Consider the following 20,756-nt stretch of genomic DNA (forward strand, 5'->3'; position numbering starts at 1 on the left):
CATTCAGGGTTTGTTATGTCGTTTAAAGCGTTATCACCACGTCATCTGTATACCTATACAGAAAAAGCCCGGCAACAGCGCTTAGCCTTTTTATCAGAACACACCAACTGTTCACTCGAGAAGGTTGCCTGTAACTCGTTTGATGTTGCCGCGTTATCAAACACAATAGAAGGATTTATCGGCTCAGTAGAAATTCCTGTCGGTATCGGTGGCCCTCTGCTGATTAACGGGCTTCATGCTCAGGGTGTGTTTTATGCGCCTTTTGCGACCACCGAAGGAGCGCTGATTGCCTCGATCTCACGCGGCTCAACCGCCATTACTCGTTCCTGCGGTGCAACGGTCCGGGTAATCGGTCAGCGCATGATGCGAGTGCCACACGTTGAATTCCGCAGCGTTGTGCAGGCGGTAGAGTTCAGTCAGCAGGTCACTGGCTATCTCAGCGAATTACGCGCCGAAATTGGTCGTCATTCCAGTCATGCGCAGTTGATGGAGATAACACCGCAGATTATCGGGCGCAATGTACATCTGCATTTTGTTTATGAAACCGCAGACGCTGCTGGGCAGAATATGACCACAAACTGCACCTGGCATGCCTGCCGGTTGATAGAGAAAAAACTGGCGGAAAGTGATCTCAGGCCGCTGAATATGATGATTGACGGTAATTTATCCAGCGATAAAAAAGTCTCTTACCAGTCAATGATTAACGGCCGCGGGGTGCGGGTGATTGCCGAAACTTGTCTGAGTACGGAGGTATGCAAATCTGTTTTGCGGATCACCCCGGTTCAGTTATTGAAAGCCTATCACCGGACAGCGGAAGGCGCGGTTGCTGCCGGGATGACGGGCATGAATATAAATGTGGCGAATGTCATTGCCGGGCTGTTTACCGCGCTGGGACAGGATATTGCCAGTGTTCATGAATCCTCTCTGGCGCATCTGCGCATGGAAATGAACGACGACGGTTCACTCTATTGCAGCATTACATTGCCTTCTCTGGTGGTCGGCACAGTCGGTGGCGGCACATATCTGCCTCAGCAGAGAGAGTGTCTGGACATGCTGGGCTGTAAAGGACAGGAGAGTAGCCGTAAGCTGGCAGAGATCATTGCCGCCTATTGTCTGGCGCTGGATATCTCCACCTTGTCCGCTATTGCAGCAGATGAATTTGCCAAATCCCATGAAAAACTGGGGCGCAACCGTCCGCGCCTGACAACCGCGCCTTCCTCACTGACCGATCTTAATGTCGAGTTCTTTCAGTCCGCCGCCTATAACCCGGCCTGGGGCAGCAAAGCGCCGATAGCCGTTGAGATCCCGACGGATTCAGATGATAGCCATAGTCTGCTGACCGTTCTCAGCGCACAGCACTCTGACAGGCTTATGGGACTGTTTCCTGTGACTCTGACGGACTCGGCCCGTCGGAAAGTTCCGGCTATGCTGAAGCTCAAGCCGCTGGATCAGAATATCTTCACCATGATGAAGTTCCTCGCGGAAAAATGCTCTCCCGCCCTGCTTCAGGCTATTTCAGATTTCTCTCCTCTTACTGAGTTTTTGAATACTCACAGTCGTGAAGTGGCGGTGATGAATCAGCAGGATCCGCGTCTGACCCGCTATATGCCCGAGGTTTATGGTGTCATCCGGAATGATAAAACTCAAACTTACGCCTTAATTGAAGAGCGGCTTAGCGGCTTAGTGCTGATGGATTCCACTGACAACCTTAGTTTGTGGCAGCCGCACCATATTGAAACCGCCATTGACGGCTTGGCTGAGATCCACGCTGTCTGGCTGGGACAGGAAGCCACGCTGTTACAGCGTTTCCCTGAGATCACTGTCCAGGATAAAGACAACACCCTTGCGCAGCGCCCGCTGATGCATGCCTTTGCAGATTTTATGGCAGAACGCTACCCCCACTATTTTACGCCAGCTGAGCATGACTATTTCCTGTCATGGACAGACGGTGTGGAAAGCTGGTGTAGGGAAATCGTACAGATGCCGCAGACGCTGGTGCATAACGATTTTAACCCGCGCAACATCGCATTCCGTCAGTGTGATGAGGGACTGAGGCTATGCGCCTGGGACTGGGAACTGGCAACACTTAATCTGCCTCAACGGGATCTTGTGGAGCTGCTGATATTTACCGGCCAGGACGATATCAGCCGGGATACCGTAGCGCACTATCTTGAACAACATCGCCGCAAGCTGGAAATACATAGCCGGATCGCCTTGGCTCCTGACATGTGGCAGCGGGGATACGTCATAGCGCTGCATGATTTCTGGCTGCGGCGGATGCCGTTTTATCTGATGGCACATCATGTCAGCCCCCTGCCGTTTATTGACCGAGCGATGCACACACTGCGCAAACTTATTGATCTGACGCGATATTCGTTTCAGGCATAGTTTACTTCATTCATTTCAGCTAAGGAGAGCGCGAAAGACAAGTCAGTAGAACTGACTCCCAAGTCGCACTGAAAGATTCTATGACAAACTTATATTCTCAGCATCAGGCTCTACAACTAACCCGCGCCCAGCTGGGCGGAAAAGCGGCTAACCTTTTATGGTTGTCACTGGAACACTATCCAGTGCCGGAATGGTGGGTGATTCCCGGGGAGATCCTGACGCAGATAATTTCTCAGGACCCGGTGAGCGTCGCCATGGTACAGGCACTCGAGGAAGTTTTCGAGGATATCACCCCTGAAGCGCTGGAAAATCTGGCGGCACCCTTGCGTCAGCGGATCCGGCAGGCACAATTATCGTCAGATCTGCAAAAGCAGTTGTCCGCTTTACTGGCAGACAATCCCGCAACCTTTTTTTCTGTCCGCTCCTCCGCCGTCGATGAAGACGGAGACAATGCCTCGTTTGCCGGACAAATGGACAGCTATTTATTTCAGCAGGGTATCGAGGCAATAGGTAACAGCATCTGTGCTGTGATTGCTTCCGCATTTAATACACACGCGCTGCTGTATCGACTGCACCACGGATTTTCCGTAAAAGATATTCGCAGTGCCGTCATTATCCAGAAAATGGCAGACGGCGAAGTTTCCGGCGTAATGTTTACCGCACATCCGGTGACGGGAAGCCGTCAGCACGCGCTGATATCTGCCGCCTGGGGCGTGGGCGAAGGCGTGGTTTCCGGTGAATGTGATACGGATGAATTTAGCGTGCATCTGTTTAAAGATGAGATTGATCGCCGTATTGTCACTAAGCGCGTTGCACTGGTGTTTGATAAAACCCGCCGTCAGGGCACCACTGCGCTTGAGGTCAGGCCGGAAAAACGGGATGCGCCGGCACTGACGGATGTGCAAATCCTGGCACTGCGCGACATCGGTAAGCGTATCGCCCAGTACTGCGGCTGTCCGCAGGATATTGAATGGACAATCAAAGACGGACATATCTTTATATTACAAACCCGACCTGTGACCCATCTGCCGAAAAATACGGCTTCTGCCGGGCGTACACTGGTGTTTAACAATGCCAATATTCAGGAATCTTACTGCGGTGTTACCACGCCACTGACATTTTCATTTGCCCGCGCTGCCTATGCCACCGTCTACGAGCAGACCATGCGTATCCTGGGATGTTCAGATAAGCAGGTCACGGAATCACAGGACATGCTGAATCACATGCTCGGCCTAGTTAAAGGGCGGATTTATTATAATATTAATAACTGGTATCGCGGGTTGCAGATGTTGCCATCATTCAAAACCAATAAGCAGGATATGGAACGGATGATGGGACTGACGGAACAGGTGGACTTTATACGCTCCACGGAACTCACTTTGTGGGAAAAAGCCACCCGCCTGCCAGGCATGGCAAAAGTGCTGTTCCGCTTGCTGATCGCATTTCGTAAAATGGACAGACTTGTTGAACAGTTTTTACAGCAATTCACGGTTCTCGTCGCCAATATTCCCCGCGATCGTCTTCATACATTGACGATAAATCAACTGACCGAAAAACTGAAATACATGGACAGTCATCTGTTGCAGCGCTGGACCACGCCCATCCTCAATGATTTTTACGTCATGATGTATAACGGACGGGTTTATCGCACGCTGGAGTCCGCCGGTATTGAAAAAACCGCAGCGCTGATGGGCGATTTGCTCTCCGGAGAAGAGAATATTGAAAGTACACAGCCGACCAAAGAACTACTGGTAATGTGCCGCAGTGTTCGCCAGAAACCGGCACTGCGCAAGCTGATAGAACAGAGTGACGACGCGACGCTACTGAGCCGACTTAAAACTGCGCATCCGCATTTTCATCAGATGTGTGTTAACTATATTGATAAATATGGTGACCGCACTATAGGTGAAATGAAACTGGAAACTCTGACGCTCCGTTACGATCCGCGCTTCCTGTTCACCATATTAAAAAACTATCTGACACTGGATGATTTAACCCCAGAATCACTCGCCGCCCGAGAACGCGGCTTGCGCAACGAGGCGGAAAATCTGGCATTCAGTGCCGTGGAGCAGAAATTCGGTAAGCGGCGTATGCTCAGGTTTAAACGTCATCTGGCCCGGCTGCGTCAGGCTATCCGTCACCGGGAAAATATGCGCTTCACACGCACACGGATGGTCGGATTTTATCGGGATCTTTTTAATCAACTCGGACGGCAATATGCGCTGGAAGGCATTATTGCGCAAGCGCGTGATATCTTTTATCTCACCCTCGATGAAATCTACAGCGGATATGAAGGCACCGCCGTACAAACGGAACTCAGGCCGCTGGTTGCAGCCCGTCAGCAGGAATATGCAGGTTATGAAGCGGACGATCCGGCACACCATATCTGTTGTGAGGGTTCTTTGTTCCAACAGCACGATTTCTCTGGTACCCGCCGGACAGACGTTCCGATTTGCGATACGACTCAGCTGAGTGGTATCGGCTGTTATCCGGGGATTGTTGAAAATACCGTCCGCTTAATCAAATCACCGGAAGATGAAATGTCACTCTCAGGACAAATTCTGTGTACTGAGCGGACAGATCCCGGCTGGGCGCCGCTGTTCCCGACAGCCGGGGGACTGCTGATCGAGCGTGGTTCTACGTTATCCCACTCGGCAGTGGTGGCAAGAGAGATGGGCATTCCCGCGATTGTCGGTATTCCGGATATCACCCGCATTCTGCGCGACGGCGAATATGTGCGGATGGATGGCGCCACCGGGACAGTGTCACGTCCACAGCAACCCAGTAACTGCGAGGTAGCCCCTTTATCATGATTATTGCATCTGAATGGCAGCCTGGTGCGCAGTTACATGAGGTGTTTTTATCACTGCCGGGGAGAGTTTACCACGATTTTCCGTTCTGGCCTGGTGAAAATCGGGCAACGCTGAACGCACAATTCAGCGCGGATAATCCGTGGTTTGAACAGGGGAAAGCCTGGACCGGCGTAATTCCCGGGCAGGCCCGCATGGCTGGTTTTATCCCACACCATCTGGTTTCCGGGCAAAAAACCGCCTTTTTTGGTTTTTGGGAAACCATTAATCATCTGTCCTGTAATGAGCAACTGTTCAGCGCGCTGGCGACATGGGCAAAACAGTACGGTATCACGCAGTTATACGGGCCGGTTAATTTTTCTACCTTTGGTCAGTACCGTATTCGCCTGAATCAGTTTGAGAAAACACCCTTTGCGGGAGAGCCTTACAATCCGCCTTACTATGCCACCTTGCTGGAGCAGGCCGGATTCAGTGTGAAACATCGCTATACCTCGACATTCACAGATGCCGGGATGGCTGCGGATAACTGGGCGAAGCACTACCGGAAAATGGAAAAACTGCCGATGCCGGAGATAACGATTCAGCCGCTAACGCCTGCTGTATGGATGCGTGAGCAGCGTCGATTATATGAATTTATTGATCATCTGTTCGGTAACGGTTTCGCTTATACCCCACTGACGTGGGACGAATTTCAGCAACACTGCGGTATGGATTTTATCCAGCATTTTTGCCCGCACTCTTCCATGCTGGCGCAGACCACTGACGGCGGGATTGCCGGATTATCCATTATGTTACCGATCAGCCGTGCCGGGAAAGCCGAGGCGAACTTATGTAAAACCGTGGCCATCCATCCCCGTTACCGGCGCACCGGCATACTCAGCCGCCTGTGCAATCAGTTTTTCCACTATACCCGCCAACATTACCCCCGCATTGGTGGCGCTATGATGCGTGACGATAATGCCAGTCTGCTCATGTCGCGAACTCTGCTGCAAGGGGCCGATCAGCATCATTACTATGCCCTGTATGGTAAGGAGCTTTTCTGATGAACCTGTGTCAGTCCATCGTCCGCGCCGCAGAGTGTTATCCTGATCGAACCGCACTGAGTATCCCGCAGCCAGACGGAGAATATACCATGCTGAGTTACCGTCATTTTATGCGGCTGGCGGCGCATTTTCAGCGGCAACTTTTGCAAACTGGCTTGATTACAGGCGATCGCGTGGTACTGATGACCCCGCCGGGACAGTATCTCTATCCGTTGCTGGTCGCCATGCTGGGTGCCGGGATTGTTGCGGTTATGCCGGAAAGAGGGTTGCCAAAAGCGCAGTTCAGGGCCGCACTCAGACTCTGTCGGCCAAAAGGCATTATTACCGAGGCCAACGCCGGTAAATTCTGGCCGTTGTTCCCAGAACTGTGGTCCATGAAACGGTTTGTGATCGACCGCGCCGTTCCCGGTATGAAACAACTGAACGTTAGTTTTGCCCCCCCGGATAAGGTGTTTATCTGCCAGTCTCTGCCGTCAGATACCACTGGACTGATTACCTTCACCTCCGGCACTACCGGTATTCCCAAAGGGGCCAACAGGACGCACCAAAGCCTGACAGCACAACGGCTGGCCATTGAAACATGTTTTCCGTCACAAGAGCAGGATATTGATCTGCACAGTTTTCCCGTACTGGTATTGCAGACATTAAGTACGGGACAGCACAGCGTACTGCCTCGGTTTGATTTCTCTCGGCCCGGGGCAGTCAATCCGGCTGAGGTTTCAGAGCAAATCACCCAGCTTGGTGTTACGCGCATCAGTGGTGCCCCGGCTTTTATGCAGAAAATTACCCGTTATGCGCAGGAGCAGCAGCTGAGCTTTCCAGAGGTTCGTCAGGTTGTTATCGGGGGAGCGCCAGGCTGTAAAGCACTGTATCAGGGCTGCCTTGAAGCATTTCCACATGCACAACACGCGGTGATTTACGGCTCAACGGAAGCGGAACCGATTGCTACCGTGGATATACGTTCCCTAACAGAGCAGTGGTCACAACATGCGGGCTATCTTGTTGGCAGTTCGGTGAGTGCCGCTGAAATTTGTCTACGGAAAATTGGCGGTCAGCAGAAGTGTATTTCCTTCGCGCCAGGAGAAGTCGGCGAAATCCTGGTTGCCGGCCCGCATGTATTATCTGCATACATTGATAATCCGCAGGCCACCCGGCAGTATAAAATTCCTCGCCCTCAGGGCGGCGTCTGGCATTGCACCGGGGATGTGGGCTTTTTTGATGATGACGGGCAGATATGGCTTGTCGGAAGAGTGAGCGATGAAATTACCATCAGTCCCGGCCGGACGGTCTATCCCTATCCCCTTGAAAAACTGGTGAATGATCTGGAAGAAACAGAGCGCAGCGCGCTGATTGCTCACCCGCAGGGCGGCGCCGCGTTGATTCTGCAATGCACCTGCCTGCCACAGGCATTACCGGCAATCCTGGATGAATTCCAGCTCGCGGATGTCACGCGGATTTATCAGATTTCGGAAATACCGGTTGATATCCGGCATAACAGTAAGATTAACCGATTGAAACTAAGAACGTTACTGGAAAAAAATGCGCTGACAATCTTCCAGTTGAACAGGGAGTCTTTATGAAACAACCCCATTTCCTGATCCGCTTGAATTCCGCTGACTACATCACCCTGACAGGGCTGATCTTCAGCTCAACGGCGGTGATCTGCGCCTTGCGGCAACAGCTTTTTTTATCTGTCGCCTTGCTGTTTCTCGCCATGCTGGCAGATGCTCTGGATGGTATTTATGCGCGATATCATAAGCTGGAACGCACCTTCGGGCGCTATCTCGACGGATTTATGGATCAGATCCTTTACCTGATTGTCCCGGCACTGGTGTTTTACCTTTCCGGCTTTAATGGTATCTGGTCACTCTTTTTGCTGCTGATGATCGCCTGCGGCTCAATCCGGCTGGCGGTATTTAATGAAGTCGGGAATATAGACGGTATCAGTGGGATGTCTTATCCAGGCATGCCGGTATTCTGGAGCCTGTTTATTCTCAGCGCCTGGCTGCTGCTCCGGTTTGTACTGCCGCCGCTGTCGGGCTACCTGTTGCTCAGCACGGTGTTATTTCTTTTCAGCATGGCTATGCTGTGGCGGCGGCCATTTTATAAGTTTAAACACCTGAGTGTCATTATCATGATTACGTTACTCGGTAGCTGCGTCTTTGCATTACTTCATTTCAGAGGCTTCTATGTGGGATAAGGTATTACAGGCCTGGTATCTGATGATTCCTGTCATACTGGGTGGTTGCGCGCACATGGTGATCGTTAAGTACAATTATTTTTCACGGCTCAATATTCCGCTATCTGTTTCCGCTTTTGGCGCAAATAAAACCTGGCGCGGATTGCTGATGATCTCTCTGTTGACTGCACTGTTTGCCCTTATATGGCTACCTCTGAATCAGCTTCATCCGCAGGCCGGTTTGCCGGTAAGTACAAAGGAGTGCGGGCTTGCGGGATTATTTGCCGGACTGGGGTATAGTCTGTCAGAGCTGCCGAACTCATTGATTAAGCGAAAGCTGGGGATTGCTCCCGGTAAACTACCTGACCGACACCGCGCTGTGTGTGTCTTAGGTGATCAGGCTGATTCTGCTATTGGCGTTACACTGGTATATGTTTTGTATTTGAAACTATCATTCATATCAGCAGTACTAATCTTTATCTGTTTCTTACTAAGTGCATTTTTGATCAAGCAGTTGTTGTTTCTACTGGCACTGAAGAAGACAAGGTTTTAGTTCTTCCGGTCAGAGCCACCAACTCAAAACCGGAAAATGAACCGCCCCTGTTTTCCGGGAGAGTAGTAGGGTGACCGTAAGGATTCGTTAATTGTTGGCAATAAGCCTAAAAGTTATATGCATTAGACTTTATATAACTACTAGGCTGCATCCTTTGATAAGGATACGTACCTGAAAAATGTTGCCCGCGAAATTTTTAGAGTTTCACAAATATCATTGATACTTAAAGATTTATCCTGATACATACGCCAGGCCATCATCACTTTCGGTGCGCTTTTGCTGACAGCCCTGCGTCCTCCTTTTCGCCCCCGGGCGCGTGCAGCTGCGAGGCCTGCCCGAGTTCGCTCCTGGAGGAGGCGTCTCTCAAATAATGTTAAGCACCAGTTCTCCCGATGCCGTGGTGGTGTCAATAGCGCCATCGCACAGTGAACGAAATCCTACCCCCTTGCTACGCAAGTCCTCTACCATGGTCACCAGGTGAGTCATTGATCTCCCCAACCGATCGAGGCGCCATACCAGCAAGGTATCTCCTGGTTGCAACGCTTTCAGACAGGCGTCCAGGCCCGGGCGTTCTGTTTTTGCCCCGGATGATTTGTCCACAAACATGGCGGCGGCATCACAGCCAGCCTGTTGCAGGGTGGGGCGGCCCCTAGAAACACCAGACAGTAGATGTATCTTAAAATAAGAGATAGGCTTAAACATATGTCTAATACTGGTTCTAATTTTGAGATGACAGGAATACTGTTGGGGCAGGAGCTCCGCAAGCGTAAGACTCCGCAGGAAAAAATTGCCATTATCCGGCAGACCATGGAGCCGGGGATGACCGTCTCCCATGTTGCTCGTTTGCATGGCATTCAGCCCAGCCTGCTATTTAAGTGGAAAAAACAGTATCTGGAAGGCAGCCTGACCGCCGTTGCTGCCGGAGAAGATGTCGTTCCGGCATCAGAGCTGTCCGCCGCAAACAAGCAGATCCGTGAGCTTCAGCGCCTTCTGGGTAAGAAGACGATGGAAGTAGAGATCCTGAAAGAAGCCGTGGAGTACGGCCAGACCCGAAAATGGATAGCGCATGCGCCCTTGTTGCCAAAGGACAAGGAATAGCCCAGGTCAGCAGCATTATGGGCGTGTCGCGTGCGCAGTTATCAATGCGGGTTCACCGTTCTGCCGACTGGCAGGACGGGCGCACTCTCCGGCGAGACGAGGAAGCAGACGCTGAGGTCCTGTCGCGCATCCTCGGTATCATCAGCGATATGCCCAGTTATGGTTATCGCCGGGTATGGGGGATCATGCGAAAACAGCTTCGCGATGAAGGTCTGCCACCGGTGAATGCCAAACGGGTTTACCGCGTGATGAGTGAGCATAATCTGTTGTTGCCGCATGACAAACCACAGCGGCCGCAGCGCGAGCATAACGGTAAAATCGCGGTAGCGGAGAGCAACCAGCGCTGGTGCTCAGACGGCTTCGAGTTCGGATGCGACGACGGCGAAAAACTGCGCGTGACGTTCGCACTGGACTGCTGCGACAGAGAGGCCATAGACTGGGCTGCAAGCACCGGCGGCTATGACAGCATGACTGTGCAGGACGTGATGCTGGGAGCCGTGGAGAAGCGCTTCGGAGCGATGCTCCCGGAAAAGCCGGTGCAGTGGCTGACAGACAACGGTTCGGCGTATACGGCGCATGACACGCGCAAGTTCGCCACAGAGTTGAATCTGGAAGCTTGCACGACTGCAGTAAGCAGCCCACAGAGTAACGGCATGGCCGAGCGGTTCGTGAAGACGATGAAGGAAGACTACATCGCGTTCATGCCGAAACCGAATGTACGAACGGCGCTGCAGAACCTTGCTGAGGCGTTCAATCATTACAATGAAAACCATCCGCACAGCGCACTGGGATATCACTCCCCGAGAGAATACCGGCGCCTGCGGGCATCGTTAACTTAAGATACAAAAGCTGTCTGGAGATGGCGGGTCAAGATCAATGATTTATGACATGTAAACATTCCTGTTTTCTTTAGATACACCTCCATCCGAATTCTGACATTATAATTTCAAATGCTTATTGCTCAGTCAATTGATAAACATTACTAATGCTGAAGGATTTAATTTTTTTGATGCTCATCATTTTGAACTAAAATAAGGATAAGAACATCCTTAATATGTGATCTTGTTCAAAGTTGATTTTTGTTTTTTCCTGTACGCAAACCTGTAATTAAGATTTTATTACGTATTCGCTTAATCATTAAAGGGGTTTGAGGGCCAATGGAACGAAAACGTACGCTAAGAAGATAATTCATTGTTTAAATTGAAATTTAATTCTCTCAGTTCTCCCTTCAAAATATCCTCCGGTAGCGTGAACGTATAATGCCCCAGCATATTGATATGCCCGTGCATCAGTGGGGATATCGCCCGGTCATCACCGTTTCACCATCCAGTAACAGCAGCGGAAGCCCTTCAGCTCCAGAAGCTTCAAAGAAAGCTTTCGCTTGCTCATTCTGAACGAAGCTCATAGGCTAGCTGCGCTAGGTTGTAACGTTCGATCTGGACCCCACGCCCTTTCAGCCATTGAACATCAGCAGAAAAATCGACCAGAACCTGATCGACATCTGAGCCACAAACGCCGGTACTGCAGCACATCGCCGGATCAAACACCATTAACGTTTTCATCTTTAACACCTCACATTCGTAAAAACATATATGTACAGACAAATTTTTTAGATACAAACAGCTTTACCGCTGCCAGAGCAGCTGGCTGATGCCAGCTTACGGGCGATGGCCTGTACGTCGTCCTGTTGGCTTAACCAGGCCTGCTCAATAACCTGAGCGGCCCAGGAAGGAATATGCGGGGATAAGCGGTAGTGAACCCATTTCCCCTGCTTGCGATCCAGCAATAGGCCACTTTCCCTAAGCATCGCCAGATGGCGGGAGATCTTAGGCTGAGACTGTTCCAACGCCGTACAGAGATCGCACACGCACAGCTCTCCCATCTCTCTGAGCAGCAACACGATCCCTAGACGGGTTTCATCGGACAGATTCTTGAAGAGTTGTAGGGATGTGATTTCTGGCATTATGTGCTCCTGTTATGAATGAATATTGTCTCTCTTTCGAAATAATAAGTCAAAATCACATGCGTTTTTTCATATGTAATACTAGGCCTCACTATGCGGTTTTACAATGCCCTGGCGTGGTGTCGTTGCGTTAGCGGAGTAGGTAACAAAAAGTCATTTGAGGCTGAAACATTGTTTAATGCGGGCTTTCATTTCACTACGAAAAATAAATAATATCTCTTATAACAATGAGTTATTTCCTTAACGTACGTTTTCGTTCCATTGGCCCTCAGACCCCGATTACTATGAACTGGCTTAGATTTGGCAAGGCCTGTGTAGTCCGATTCCTCCCAGGGTTATTAAAGCCCGCAGCATAGCGATTGACGCACAGACTGAGCCGTTCATCTGAAGCCCGAACAGTTGTCCGAACTTCAAATCGTATTTGCAAGGAGGGGGATAGATGAGCGTGTCACACCAACGTTGTGCAGGCATATTTGTTTCAAAAGGTACCAGGGATTCCGGTACGATGCGCGGTCGCCGAACAGTATTCGGAGGGCGAGCTTCAGTCCGTACAGCTCTCTATATGTCAGCCCTGGTTGGGACAAGGCACAACCCGGTAAATAAAGAGTTCTATACACGCCTAGTTGCCGCAGGACAACTTAAAAAAGTTGCACTGACGCCCTGCATCAGAAAATTGCTGACCATCCTGAACGCAATGCTGAAAAAGAATGAAGCATAGGATCCAATGTATCACCAGCATGCTTCGTCGCCGCGCTCGAAAGACAGTTGCTATGCTCAAACTATAGGGCAGGATCGTCTACCGGTATTGTTACCCATATAAATATCTGCATCGGCAAACTATTAATGAATTAGCTTCTAAACGTACGTTTTTGTTCCATTGTCCCTCAACCCCCTATACTTACCACTTGAGGCCCAGTTTTAATTGCGAGAAACTTTAGACTCGCCAAAATTAGGCGGTCTAAAGTTAATTCAACAATAGCTTATACAATATTAATTGTAAGGGAAACAATTGTACTTTCTGAAATGCCTAACACCTTTGGCCTTACGGGTCCATTTTCGCTTGAAGCATCACGAAACTGAATGAAAAGTTCATAAGAGCCGATTGCAATTGATTTTGATATTTCGCAATTCACTTTGTTAGGATAGGCTGATACCGTAGTAGCTGCGGCTTTTGAACTACCCAACTCTGTTATTGTACCATTATCATCCTTTATGCATACAACAGCAGTCCCTATCATTGCTGTAGCATCATGATTCTCACCAGTCCAGAGTAATGGGAATTTTATCTCAAATGTTTCATCATGAACAAATTTATCTGAATTTAAAACCAGGTCCGAAGTAATAACGACATAATCGTAATTGTTTCTGTAATGGAGCTTAATAACTTCAGGGTTTTTTACAGAAACATCTTCTGGGGTCAATAAGAGATATTGTTCGTCATTCTCAACTAAAACCTGAATTACGACATCCCTTTCACTTTCTGTTTCATCATTGCTTAATTCTGGAAGTATTATGCTTCCGGATAGTTCTCCAATTCTGAAATCAGAATTGTATAGAAGATATGCACTGCTCAAAGCAAGTATATTATTTTTCTCATCTACAATACGAACCACGCAATGTGCAATATGTGGCACTGGAATGTCATTGGATAAAATGACCGTCATGTTATAATTATACATTCCACCTGCAAAATACATAATGGACTTATCAAGATTACTTCGCAGAACATAATCCTCTGAGTACTCCACGTATCTGTTTTTTACATATATGCACCATGAGTTATAACCTTGAGCTGAAGCTATTTGCTTAGCTGACTGAGTATTGACCTCATCACTTTCAGTAATAACAAAAATTAGCTTATGCATATTTTGCGGTTTGACATCAGAAAATGATACCGGAATTACAATAGAATTAATCGAATCTGAATTCAAATGAACGTCAGAACTTCCGATACAATCATAACTGTTCGTACTTTCATCTACAAGCAACACCTTAAGGATAGCGCTAAGTGCAATTTTACTGGTAATGCCAACTTCAATATCAATTGAATCATTTTCAATTACTTCAGAAGGTACATTTGTATATTGTATGATTAAATCATCACTAAAAGAACGTTCAATATTAGCAGCAATGAGAACTACATTTTCATTTGCATAAGAAACAGGAGCCCATTTTAAGTCACTACTTTGGAATTCAATTACAATGCATCTTTCTCCAAAAGTTGCATTATCAGGAACGTGACAGTCAATAATAAACTCTTTAGTTTCCAAATTATTAACTTTAACATTGATTTCAGGTGTTAATATATTTCTTCTAACATTATTTTTGTCGTATAAACATAACCTTATACTGCCGCACACTTCATCCTCTTGTGTATTTTTTAAAGAGAATTTCAATTGACAGGCATCTAGGGGGTTTAATGTTATAGTATCATTGTACTTACCCACCAGTTCGACTTTATTTTTGTAGTCAGGCCGGATGTTTAAATAAGCCTGAACAGGGCTACATCCATCTTTGCTATCATCTAATTTATGCCAAACCTGGGACCCACCCCATCCCCAGTTAAAAGAAAAGTAACCATCCTCCCGGAATCCGTCACAAACCACAGCGTGCCCGGGAATGGAAACTTGCACAGGACGACCAGCCTTAAGTTCACTTTTAACTAGTTCCTGTAACTCAGCGAAGGAAAAATAACTCTCCTTCCACTTCCTTAGGTCTACATGCCCTATATGTCTGTTGTAACTAAAGTTGCTAACAAATGCTTCAAATAACTTTTCAGTATTTCCGGCCGCACCAGATGTTTGCGCTGTAATATTCTGATGATACAAAAGATTAGAGACAGCATCAATTGAGCGCTGTTCACTAGTTGACGTTATTTTGTCTCTCATCCCCTCCCAGTCATATTCAAACCCATCTATGTTTAGAGTTATACTCTGATCTTCAATTACCCCTTGTGCTTTCTCTGGATGTTTGTGGAAAGCCATAATTTGCCCACCGGCAACACCAACGCAACCAACAGGTGATGTCATAGTGTGACCAGGCAGCAAAGTTAATTGATAGTTATATGGATATTGTTGTGCCCACCGGGTTGTTGTAAGTGGATCAACATTTTGAACTGGATTATCACGATTCTTCATAATATTTACTCCATTTATTTTTTATAAATATATCTCTAGGAGAGAAATTCGGAGTAGACATTACACCTTTAACCTTAAATATTCAAAAAATAATTACAAAAAAGCATAACTGTTTAACAAGTGATAATTATTAAGTTTGCACTCGGTTTTTTATTGATAAACGCCATTGCCGCGAGATAAACTATCGAATAATAACTCCTCTGATTATGTTTGATTTCAATCAATGAATATTTTTACATTTTAATATGCCCCACAGGCCTGGCTATAATTTTAGCTATGGAAATGCTAGACATCTTCTTCAATGACTGGGCTGACCTCATCCCGCTAGACGATCCTATAACCTGCTCCCCGTTGATTATGTAGTGGTCAACTAAAACTGGCCACCACTTTAGAGTTTTTCAAGTATCGGTTTTTCGATTCGTTTGGGGGTAATCCACCGTTATAGTCATGCGGCCTTAGCGAGCTGTAATACCCGACGATATAGTCTGTGATCGCATGAGCAGCTTCGCTAAAGTTTATATAAGGGGTCTGACGCTCAGTGGAACGAAAACTCACGTTAATGTAATAAACGGTTCTAAAAGCTGAGCGTACACACTATTTATCTTTCCTTACCAAAGCCACCTGCTATGCGGGTAGCTTTATGCTGTGGATATAAATTAACTAAAATAGTGTAACGAATGACTATCGTTAACCATATGTGCATTCATATAATCTATATCAGTGGCATTGAATTTCTCATCAGTATACTGCTTTAGTTCAGCGGACATAGAATCTATATCTACTGAAAGTGCGGAGTGAATAGTTGAAACAGTAACATTATCGTTATCAATATACAAAAAATCATATTGTTGATTTATTCCATCCTGTATGTCTTGCAATTTTTTTCTTGCTTATATGCAACCTCTTTATTTTCATCATGAACAGTTGTTAGGGTGATATTCATTTTTGCTTCGAACTGGTCATCAAAAATACATCTAATATTTTTAATAAACTCATCCAACTCCGCCTCTGGTTGTAGATGAGCTAGCAAACCACTTTTACCTCCATTAACGGATTGATAAGTAATGGCTAAACCAATGCATGGCCCACACCCACCGGTCTCCATTTTTTTATTGTTTCCTCTCAGGTAGACTGCTTGCCCCATACCACATAATCCTCTTGAGAGATTATTTGGTTTGCCAGATGTACATAATGATACTGAATCATTACTGAAACCATCCAATGGGCCGTTATAAAGATTAATCTGGTTAGAGTCCGTAGATAAATTAATTGTAGAATATGCGGTAGTGGCTGATGATACAGTGTTATTAACGTACATTGTTTATCCTTTTAAAAATTTAATTTTTCTTTACGTCGACTTCTCTTTGTTAATTACCCGTATTTTTTATGTTGTCAATGATTTTATATACTGTAGAGCGTGCTATCTTCATTTCCCGTGCAATATCTGTTGCCCCTATTCCCTGGGAACGCATGATTTCTACTTGGGAGCGGTCGATGGTACGCCTGCGTCCAAATTTGATGCCTCTCAGCTTTGCTTCCTGCCGACCCTCATTCGTGCGCTCAAGTATCCTCTGTCGTTCGGCCTGCGCCACAGCAGACAGAATAGTGACCACCATTTTACCCATTTCGCCATCGGTGCTGATCCCGTCATCAATGAATCGGATGGCAACGCCCTGGGCGTCAAATTCCTTTATCAGCTGGATCATATCGGCAGTGTCGCGGCCAAGCCGGTCAAGTTTCTTCACCAGAATGACGTCGCCTTCCTCCACCTTCATACGCAGCAGATCCAGTCCTTCCCGATCGGTTGAACTACCGGATGCCTTGTCGGAAAAGATGCGGTTAGCTTTTACTCCTGCATCTTTGAGCGCTCTGATCTGAATATCGAGAGACTGCTGACTGGTTGATACCCGTGCGTAACCAAAAAGTCGCATAAAAATGTATCCTAAATCAAATATCGGACAACTTGTGTCTGTTATAACAAAAAATCGATTTAATAGACACAAAAATGGAACTGTTTTCATGTGTCTGATAATTTATAATATTTCGGACGGTTGCAAAGTTGTTAACATATAACCGCCAGGCAGGGAGGCCGATATGCCCGTCGATTTTCTGACCACTGAGCAGACTGAAAGTTATGGCCGGTTCACCGGTGAACCAGATGAGCTTCAGCTGGCCCGCTATTTTCATCTTGATGAGGCAGACAAGGAATTTATCGGAAAAAGCAGAGGCGATCACAACCGTCTGGGAATTGCCCTGCAAATAGGGTGCGTGCGTTTTCTGGGTACCTTTCTCACCGATATGAATCATATTCCTTCCGGCGTCCGGCATTTTATCGCCAGACAGCTCGCCATCCACGATATCACCGTGCTGGCAGAGTATGGTCAGAGAGAAAATACCCGTCGTGAGCATGCCGCGCTGATACGTCGGCATTATGATTATCGCGAATTTGCCAGGCCCTGGACTTTTCGTCTTACCCGTCTTTTATATACCAGGAGCTGGATAAGCAACGAACGTCCGGGGCTGCTTTTCGACCTGGCAACAGGATGGCTGATGCAGCACCGAATTATTCTACCCGGTGCTACCACGTTGACCCGGCTGATTTCAGAGGTAAGGGAAAAGGCAACGCTGCGTCTGTGGAGCAGGCTGGCAATGATACCGTCTGCCGTACAGCGTTCACAACTGGAGACGCTGTTGGGCCCCGCAGATTCCGGCCGCCTGTCTTTGCTGGAATCACTGAAGAAAGGCCCGGTGACCATCACTGGCCCGGCGTTTAATGAGGCAATTGATCGCTGGAAAACGCTGAGCGATTTTGGCCTTCATACTGATAACCTGAGTGCGATCCCGGCTGTACGTCTGAAAAATCTCGCTCGTTATGCGGGAATGACTTCGGTGTTCAATATCGCCAGGATGGCTCCGCAGAAAAGGGCAGCGATACTGGTTGCCTTTGTCCTTGCATGGGAGACGCTGGCGCTGGATGATGCACTGGACGTTCTGGATGCCATGCTGGCTGTCATCATCCGTGACGCCAGAAAGATTGGGCAGAAAAAACGGCTCCGATCTCTGAAGGATCTGGATAAATCAGCACTGGCGCTCGCCAGCGCGTGTTCGTACCTGCTGAAAGAGGAAACGCCGGACGAATCAATCCGGACCGAAGTATTCAGCCACATCCCGAGGCAAAAACTGGCCGACATCATCGCGCTTGTCCGTGAAATTGCCCGGCCCTCAGACGATAACTTTCATGATGAAATGGTGGAGCAGTACGGGCGGGTTCGTCGTTTCCTGCCACGTCTGCTGAATACCGTTAAATTTTCAGCAGCTCCCGCCGGGAGCGACACTCTGAATGCCTGCAATTATCTCAGCCGCGAATTCAGCTCACGGCGGCAGTATTTTGATGATGCACCAACGGAAATCATCAGCCGGCCATGGAAACGACTGGTGGTTAATAAGGAAAAACATATCACCCGAAGGGGATACACGCTGTGCTTTCTCAGTAAACTGCAGGACAGCCTGAGACGGCGGGATGTCTACGTTACCGGTAGTAACCGGTGGGGCGATCCCCGCGAAAAATTACTACAGGGCGCAGACTGGCAGGCAAACCGGATTAAAGTTTATCGTTCCCTGGGGCACCCGACGAATCCACAGGACGCAATAAAATCGCTGGGTCTTCAACTGGACACCCGTTACAGGCAGGTAGCTGCACGCCTTGGCGAAAATGAGGCGGTTGAACTGGATATTTCCGGCCCAAAGCCCAGGCTGACAATTTCTCCCCTCGCCAGTCTTGACGAGCCGGACAGTCTGAAACGACTGAGCAAACAGGTCAGTGATCTTCTCCCGACTGTAGATTTGACAGAGCTGTTGCTCGAAATCAATGCCCATACCGGATTTACTGATGAATTTTTCCACGCCAGCGAAGCCAGTGCCAGAGTTGACGATCTGCCCGTAAGCATCAGCGCCGTGCTGATGGCTGAGGCCTGCAATATCGGTCTGGAACCCCTGATACGGTCAAATGTTCCAGCCCTGACCCGACACCGGCTGAACTGGACAAAAGCAAACTACCTGCGGGCTGAAACTATCACAAGTGCGAATGCCAGGCTGGTTGATTTTCAGGCAACGCTGCCACTGGCACAGGTCTGGGGTGGTGGCGAAGTAGCCTCTGCAGACGGAATGCGCTTTGTTACGCCGGTCAGAACAATCAATGCCGGGCCGAACCGCAAATACTTTGGCAATAACAGGGGGATCACCTGGTACAATTTTATGTCCGATCAGTATTCCGGCTTTCATGGCATTGTTATACCGGGGACTCTTAGAGACTCAATCTTTGTGCTGGAAGGCCTTCTGGAACAGGAAACCGGGCTAAATCCCACCGAAATTATGACCGATACCGCCGGGGCCAGCGATCTTGTCTTTGGTCTTTTCTGGCTGCTGGGATACCAGTTTTCTCCGCGCCTGGCTGATGCCGGTGCTTCGGTTTTCTGGCGCATAGACAATGACGCCGATTATGGGGTGCTGAATGATATTGCCAGAGGACAGTCAGATCCCCAAAAAATAGTCCTTCAGTGGGACGAAATGATCCGGGCTGCAGGCTCCCTGAAGCTGGGCAAGGTACAGGCTTCGGTGCTGGTTCGCTCGTTACTGAAGAGTGAACGCCCTTCCGGACTGACTCAGGCAATCATTGAAGTGGGGCGCATCAACAAAACGCTGTATCTGCTTAATTATATTGATGATGAAGATTACCGTCGGCGCATTCTGACCCAACTAAACCGGGGAGAAAGCCGCCATGCCGTGGCCAGAGCTATCTGTCACGGTCAGAAAGGTGAGATAAGAAAGCGATATACCGACGGTCAGGAAGATCAACTGGGTGCACTGGGGCTGGTCACTAACGCCGTCGTGTTATGGAACACTATTTATATGCAGGCAGCGCTGGATCATCTCCGGTCACAGGGGGAAACCCTGAATGATGAAGATATTGCACGACTCTCACCGCTTTGCCACGGACATATCAATATGCTCGGCCACTATTCCTTCACCCTGGCGGAACTGGTGACGAAAGGGCATCTGCGGCCATTAAAAGAAGCGTCGGAGGAGGAAAACATTGCTTAACGTGAGTTTTCGTTCCACTGAGCGTCAGCCCCCATATTGTGGAGATACCGGCTCAGACAGAGTCTGAGCCGGCGCGGAAACTGTTGGGATAACAGTCTAATGGAGCGCTTCTTTAGGAGTCTAAAGAATGAATTGGTGCCGGTGATGGGCTACTTAAGCTTCAGCGATGCAGTTCACGCAATAACGGACTATATCGTTGGATATTACAGCGCACTAATACCGCACGAATTTAATGGTGTGAATCGGAATATCGATAGTGGAAAACTCTAGCACGGTGGCCAGTTTTTGTCGACCACTCCACAGAACGATCTGTTTTGTCTTAGACACGGATCAGGCCTATGTGTTCCGGGATCTGATCGAAGCATCCCCGTATATACTCAAAATGGATTGCAGGTTCACTTTTGAGACCGTCATCCAGACGGATTTCTGCCCCTACCCTTTGATAAAAATCAAGATTATCTACATTTTAACATCTTAATTATTTT

At 48.3% G+C, this 20,756-nt stretch carries 14 protein-coding genes and 4 pseudogenes; 10 read left to right on the plus strand and 8 right to left on the minus strand.

Features of this window, described 5'->3' with window-relative positions:
• The first annotated feature begins 15 nt into the window (after nucleotides 1-15).
• The 6 genes from ACOQH0_RS23230 (at nucleotide 16) to ACOQH0_RS23255 (ending at nucleotide 8,973) form a co-directional block, all read left to right on the plus strand.
• Nucleotides 16-2,388, plus strand: coding sequence for a phosphotransferase (locus ACOQH0_RS23230; protein WP_421512431.1), 2,373 nt, complete (start codon nucleotides 16-18; stop codon nucleotides 2,386-2,388).
• Between the two features lie 80 nt (nucleotides 2,389-2,468).
• Nucleotides 2,469-5,201: a phosphoenolpyruvate synthase gene (locus ACOQH0_RS23235; RefSeq protein ID WP_421512432.1), complete on the plus strand. Its 2,733-nt coding sequence runs from the start codon at nucleotides 2,469-2,471 to the stop codon at nucleotides 5,199-5,201.
• Nucleotides 5,198-6,241, plus strand: a complete 1,044-nt coding sequence (locus ACOQH0_RS23240) for a hypothetical protein (RefSeq protein ID WP_421512433.1) — start codon at nucleotides 5,198-5,200, stop codon at nucleotides 6,239-6,241. Before ACOQH0_RS23235 ends, ACOQH0_RS23240 begins: the two co-directional genes overlap by 4 nt.
• Nucleotides 6,241-7,821 carry an AMP-binding protein gene (locus tag ACOQH0_RS23245; RefSeq protein WP_421512434.1) on the plus strand — a complete coding sequence of 527 codons (1,581 nt, stop codon included), beginning with the start codon at nucleotides 6,241-6,243 and terminating at the stop codon, nucleotides 7,819-7,821. Before ACOQH0_RS23240 ends, ACOQH0_RS23245 begins: the two co-directional genes overlap by 1 nt.
• Nucleotides 7,818-8,441, plus strand: a complete 624-nt coding sequence (locus tag ACOQH0_RS23250) for a CDP-alcohol phosphatidyltransferase family protein (RefSeq protein WP_421512435.1) — start codon at nucleotides 7,818-7,820, stop codon at nucleotides 8,439-8,441. Before ACOQH0_RS23245 ends, ACOQH0_RS23250 begins: the two co-directional genes overlap by 4 nt.
• Nucleotides 8,431-8,973, plus strand: a complete 543-nt coding sequence (locus ACOQH0_RS23255; protein ID WP_421512436.1) for a CDP-archaeol synthase — start codon at nucleotides 8,431-8,433, stop codon at nucleotides 8,971-8,973. The genes ACOQH0_RS23250 and ACOQH0_RS23255 overlap by 11 nt, the downstream gene beginning before the upstream one ends.
• 140 nt (nucleotides 8,974-9,113) lie before the next feature.
• On the opposite strand, the gene ACOQH0_RS23260 is transcribed toward ACOQH0_RS23255, so the two are convergent.
• Both ACOQH0_RS23260 and ACOQH0_RS23265 read right to left on the minus strand, forming a co-directional pair.
• A complete protein-coding gene (locus ACOQH0_RS23260; protein WP_421512437.1) occupies nucleotides 9,114-9,392 on the minus strand; it encodes a helix-turn-helix domain-containing protein in 279 nt (92 codons plus the stop codon).
• The gene (locus tag ACOQH0_RS23265) at nucleotides 9,337-9,675 is read right to left on the minus strand and encodes a recombinase family protein (RefSeq protein ID WP_421512438.1); all 339 of its coding nucleotides are present in this window, start codon (nucleotides 9,673-9,675) and stop codon (nucleotides 9,337-9,339) included. Before ACOQH0_RS23265 ends, ACOQH0_RS23260 begins: the two co-directional genes overlap by 56 nt.
• Before the next feature lie 27 nt (nucleotides 9,676-9,702).
• On the opposite strand from ACOQH0_RS23265, the gene ACOQH0_RS23270 reads away from it, so the two are divergent.
• Nucleotides 9,703-10,910, plus strand: a protein-coding gene (locus tag ACOQH0_RS23270; RefSeq protein ID WP_421512485.1) for an IS3 family transposase whose coding sequence is annotated in 2 segments (ribosomal slippage) — nucleotides 9,703-10,024 and nucleotides 10,024-10,910 — 1,209 coding nt in all. Because the reading frame shifts where the segments join, the coding sequence is not laid out codon by codon here.
• A 455-nt stretch (nucleotides 10,911-11,365) separates the two neighbouring features.
• Here the strand turns inward: ACOQH0_RS23270 and arsD are convergent.
• Together arsD and arsR are read right to left on the minus strand one after the other, a co-directional pair.
• Nucleotides 11,366-11,633 (minus strand): annotated as a pseudogene (gene arsD / locus ACOQH0_RS23275) (arsenite efflux transporter metallochaperone ArsD); the annotation flags it as partial.
• A 47-nt stretch (nucleotides 11,634-11,680) separates the two neighbouring features.
• A complete protein-coding gene (gene arsR / locus ACOQH0_RS23280) occupies nucleotides 11,681-12,034 on the minus strand; it encodes an As(III)-sensing metalloregulatory transcriptional repressor ArsR (protein WP_421512439.1) in 354 nt (117 codons plus the stop codon).
• Nucleotides 12,035-12,524: 490 nt separating this feature from the next.
• Between arsR and ACOQH0_RS23285 the strand changes: the two are divergent.
• A pseudogene (locus tag ACOQH0_RS23285) lies at nucleotides 12,525-12,752 on the plus strand (transposase); the annotation flags it as partial.
• Between the two features lie 262 nt (nucleotides 12,753-13,014).
• Here ACOQH0_RS23285 and ACOQH0_RS23290 read toward each other — a convergent pair.
• The 4 genes and pseudogenes from ACOQH0_RS23290 to ACOQH0_RS23305 all read right to left on the minus strand — a co-directional run bounded on the left by ACOQH0_RS23290 (nucleotide 13,015) and on the right by ACOQH0_RS23305 (nucleotide 17,102).
• Complete coding sequence (locus ACOQH0_RS23290) at nucleotides 13,015-15,171, minus strand: C10 family peptidase (protein ID WP_421512440.1); 2,157 nt, start codon at nucleotides 15,169-15,171, stop codon at nucleotides 13,015-13,017.
• A 366-nt stretch (nucleotides 15,172-15,537) separates the two neighbouring features.
• A pseudogene (locus ACOQH0_RS23295) lies at nucleotides 15,538-15,693 on the minus strand (IS3 family transposase); the annotation flags it as partial.
• Nucleotides 15,694-16,024: 331 nt separating this feature from the next.
• Nucleotides 16,025-16,489: a hypothetical protein gene (locus ACOQH0_RS23300; protein ID WP_421512441.1), complete on the minus strand. Its 465-nt coding sequence runs from the start codon at nucleotides 16,487-16,489 to the stop codon at nucleotides 16,025-16,027.
• Nucleotides 16,490-16,538: 49 nt separating this feature from the next.
• Nucleotides 16,539-17,102: a recombinase family protein gene (locus ACOQH0_RS23305; protein ID WP_421512442.1), complete on the minus strand. Its 564-nt coding sequence runs from the start codon at nucleotides 17,100-17,102 to the stop codon at nucleotides 16,539-16,541.
• Nucleotides 17,103-17,265: 163 nt separating this feature from the next.
• Between ACOQH0_RS23305 and ACOQH0_RS23310 the strand changes: the two genes are divergently transcribed.
• Both ACOQH0_RS23310 and ACOQH0_RS23315 read left to right on the plus strand, forming a co-directional pair.
• Nucleotides 17,266-20,271: a Tn3 family transposase gene (locus tag ACOQH0_RS23310; RefSeq protein ID WP_421512443.1), complete on the plus strand. Its 3,006-nt coding sequence runs from the start codon at nucleotides 17,266-17,268 to the stop codon at nucleotides 20,269-20,271.
• Between the two features lie 33 nt (nucleotides 20,272-20,304).
• A pseudogene (locus ACOQH0_RS23315) lies at nucleotides 20,305-20,508 on the plus strand (integrase core domain-containing protein); the annotation flags it as partial.
• Nucleotides 20,509-20,756: the final 248 nt, after the last annotated feature.

This window comes from Enterobacter sp. JS8-1, from assembly GCF_049187015.1.
Classification (GTDB): domain Bacteria; phylum Pseudomonadota; class Gammaproteobacteria; order Enterobacterales; family Enterobacteriaceae; genus Enterobacter; species Enterobacter mori.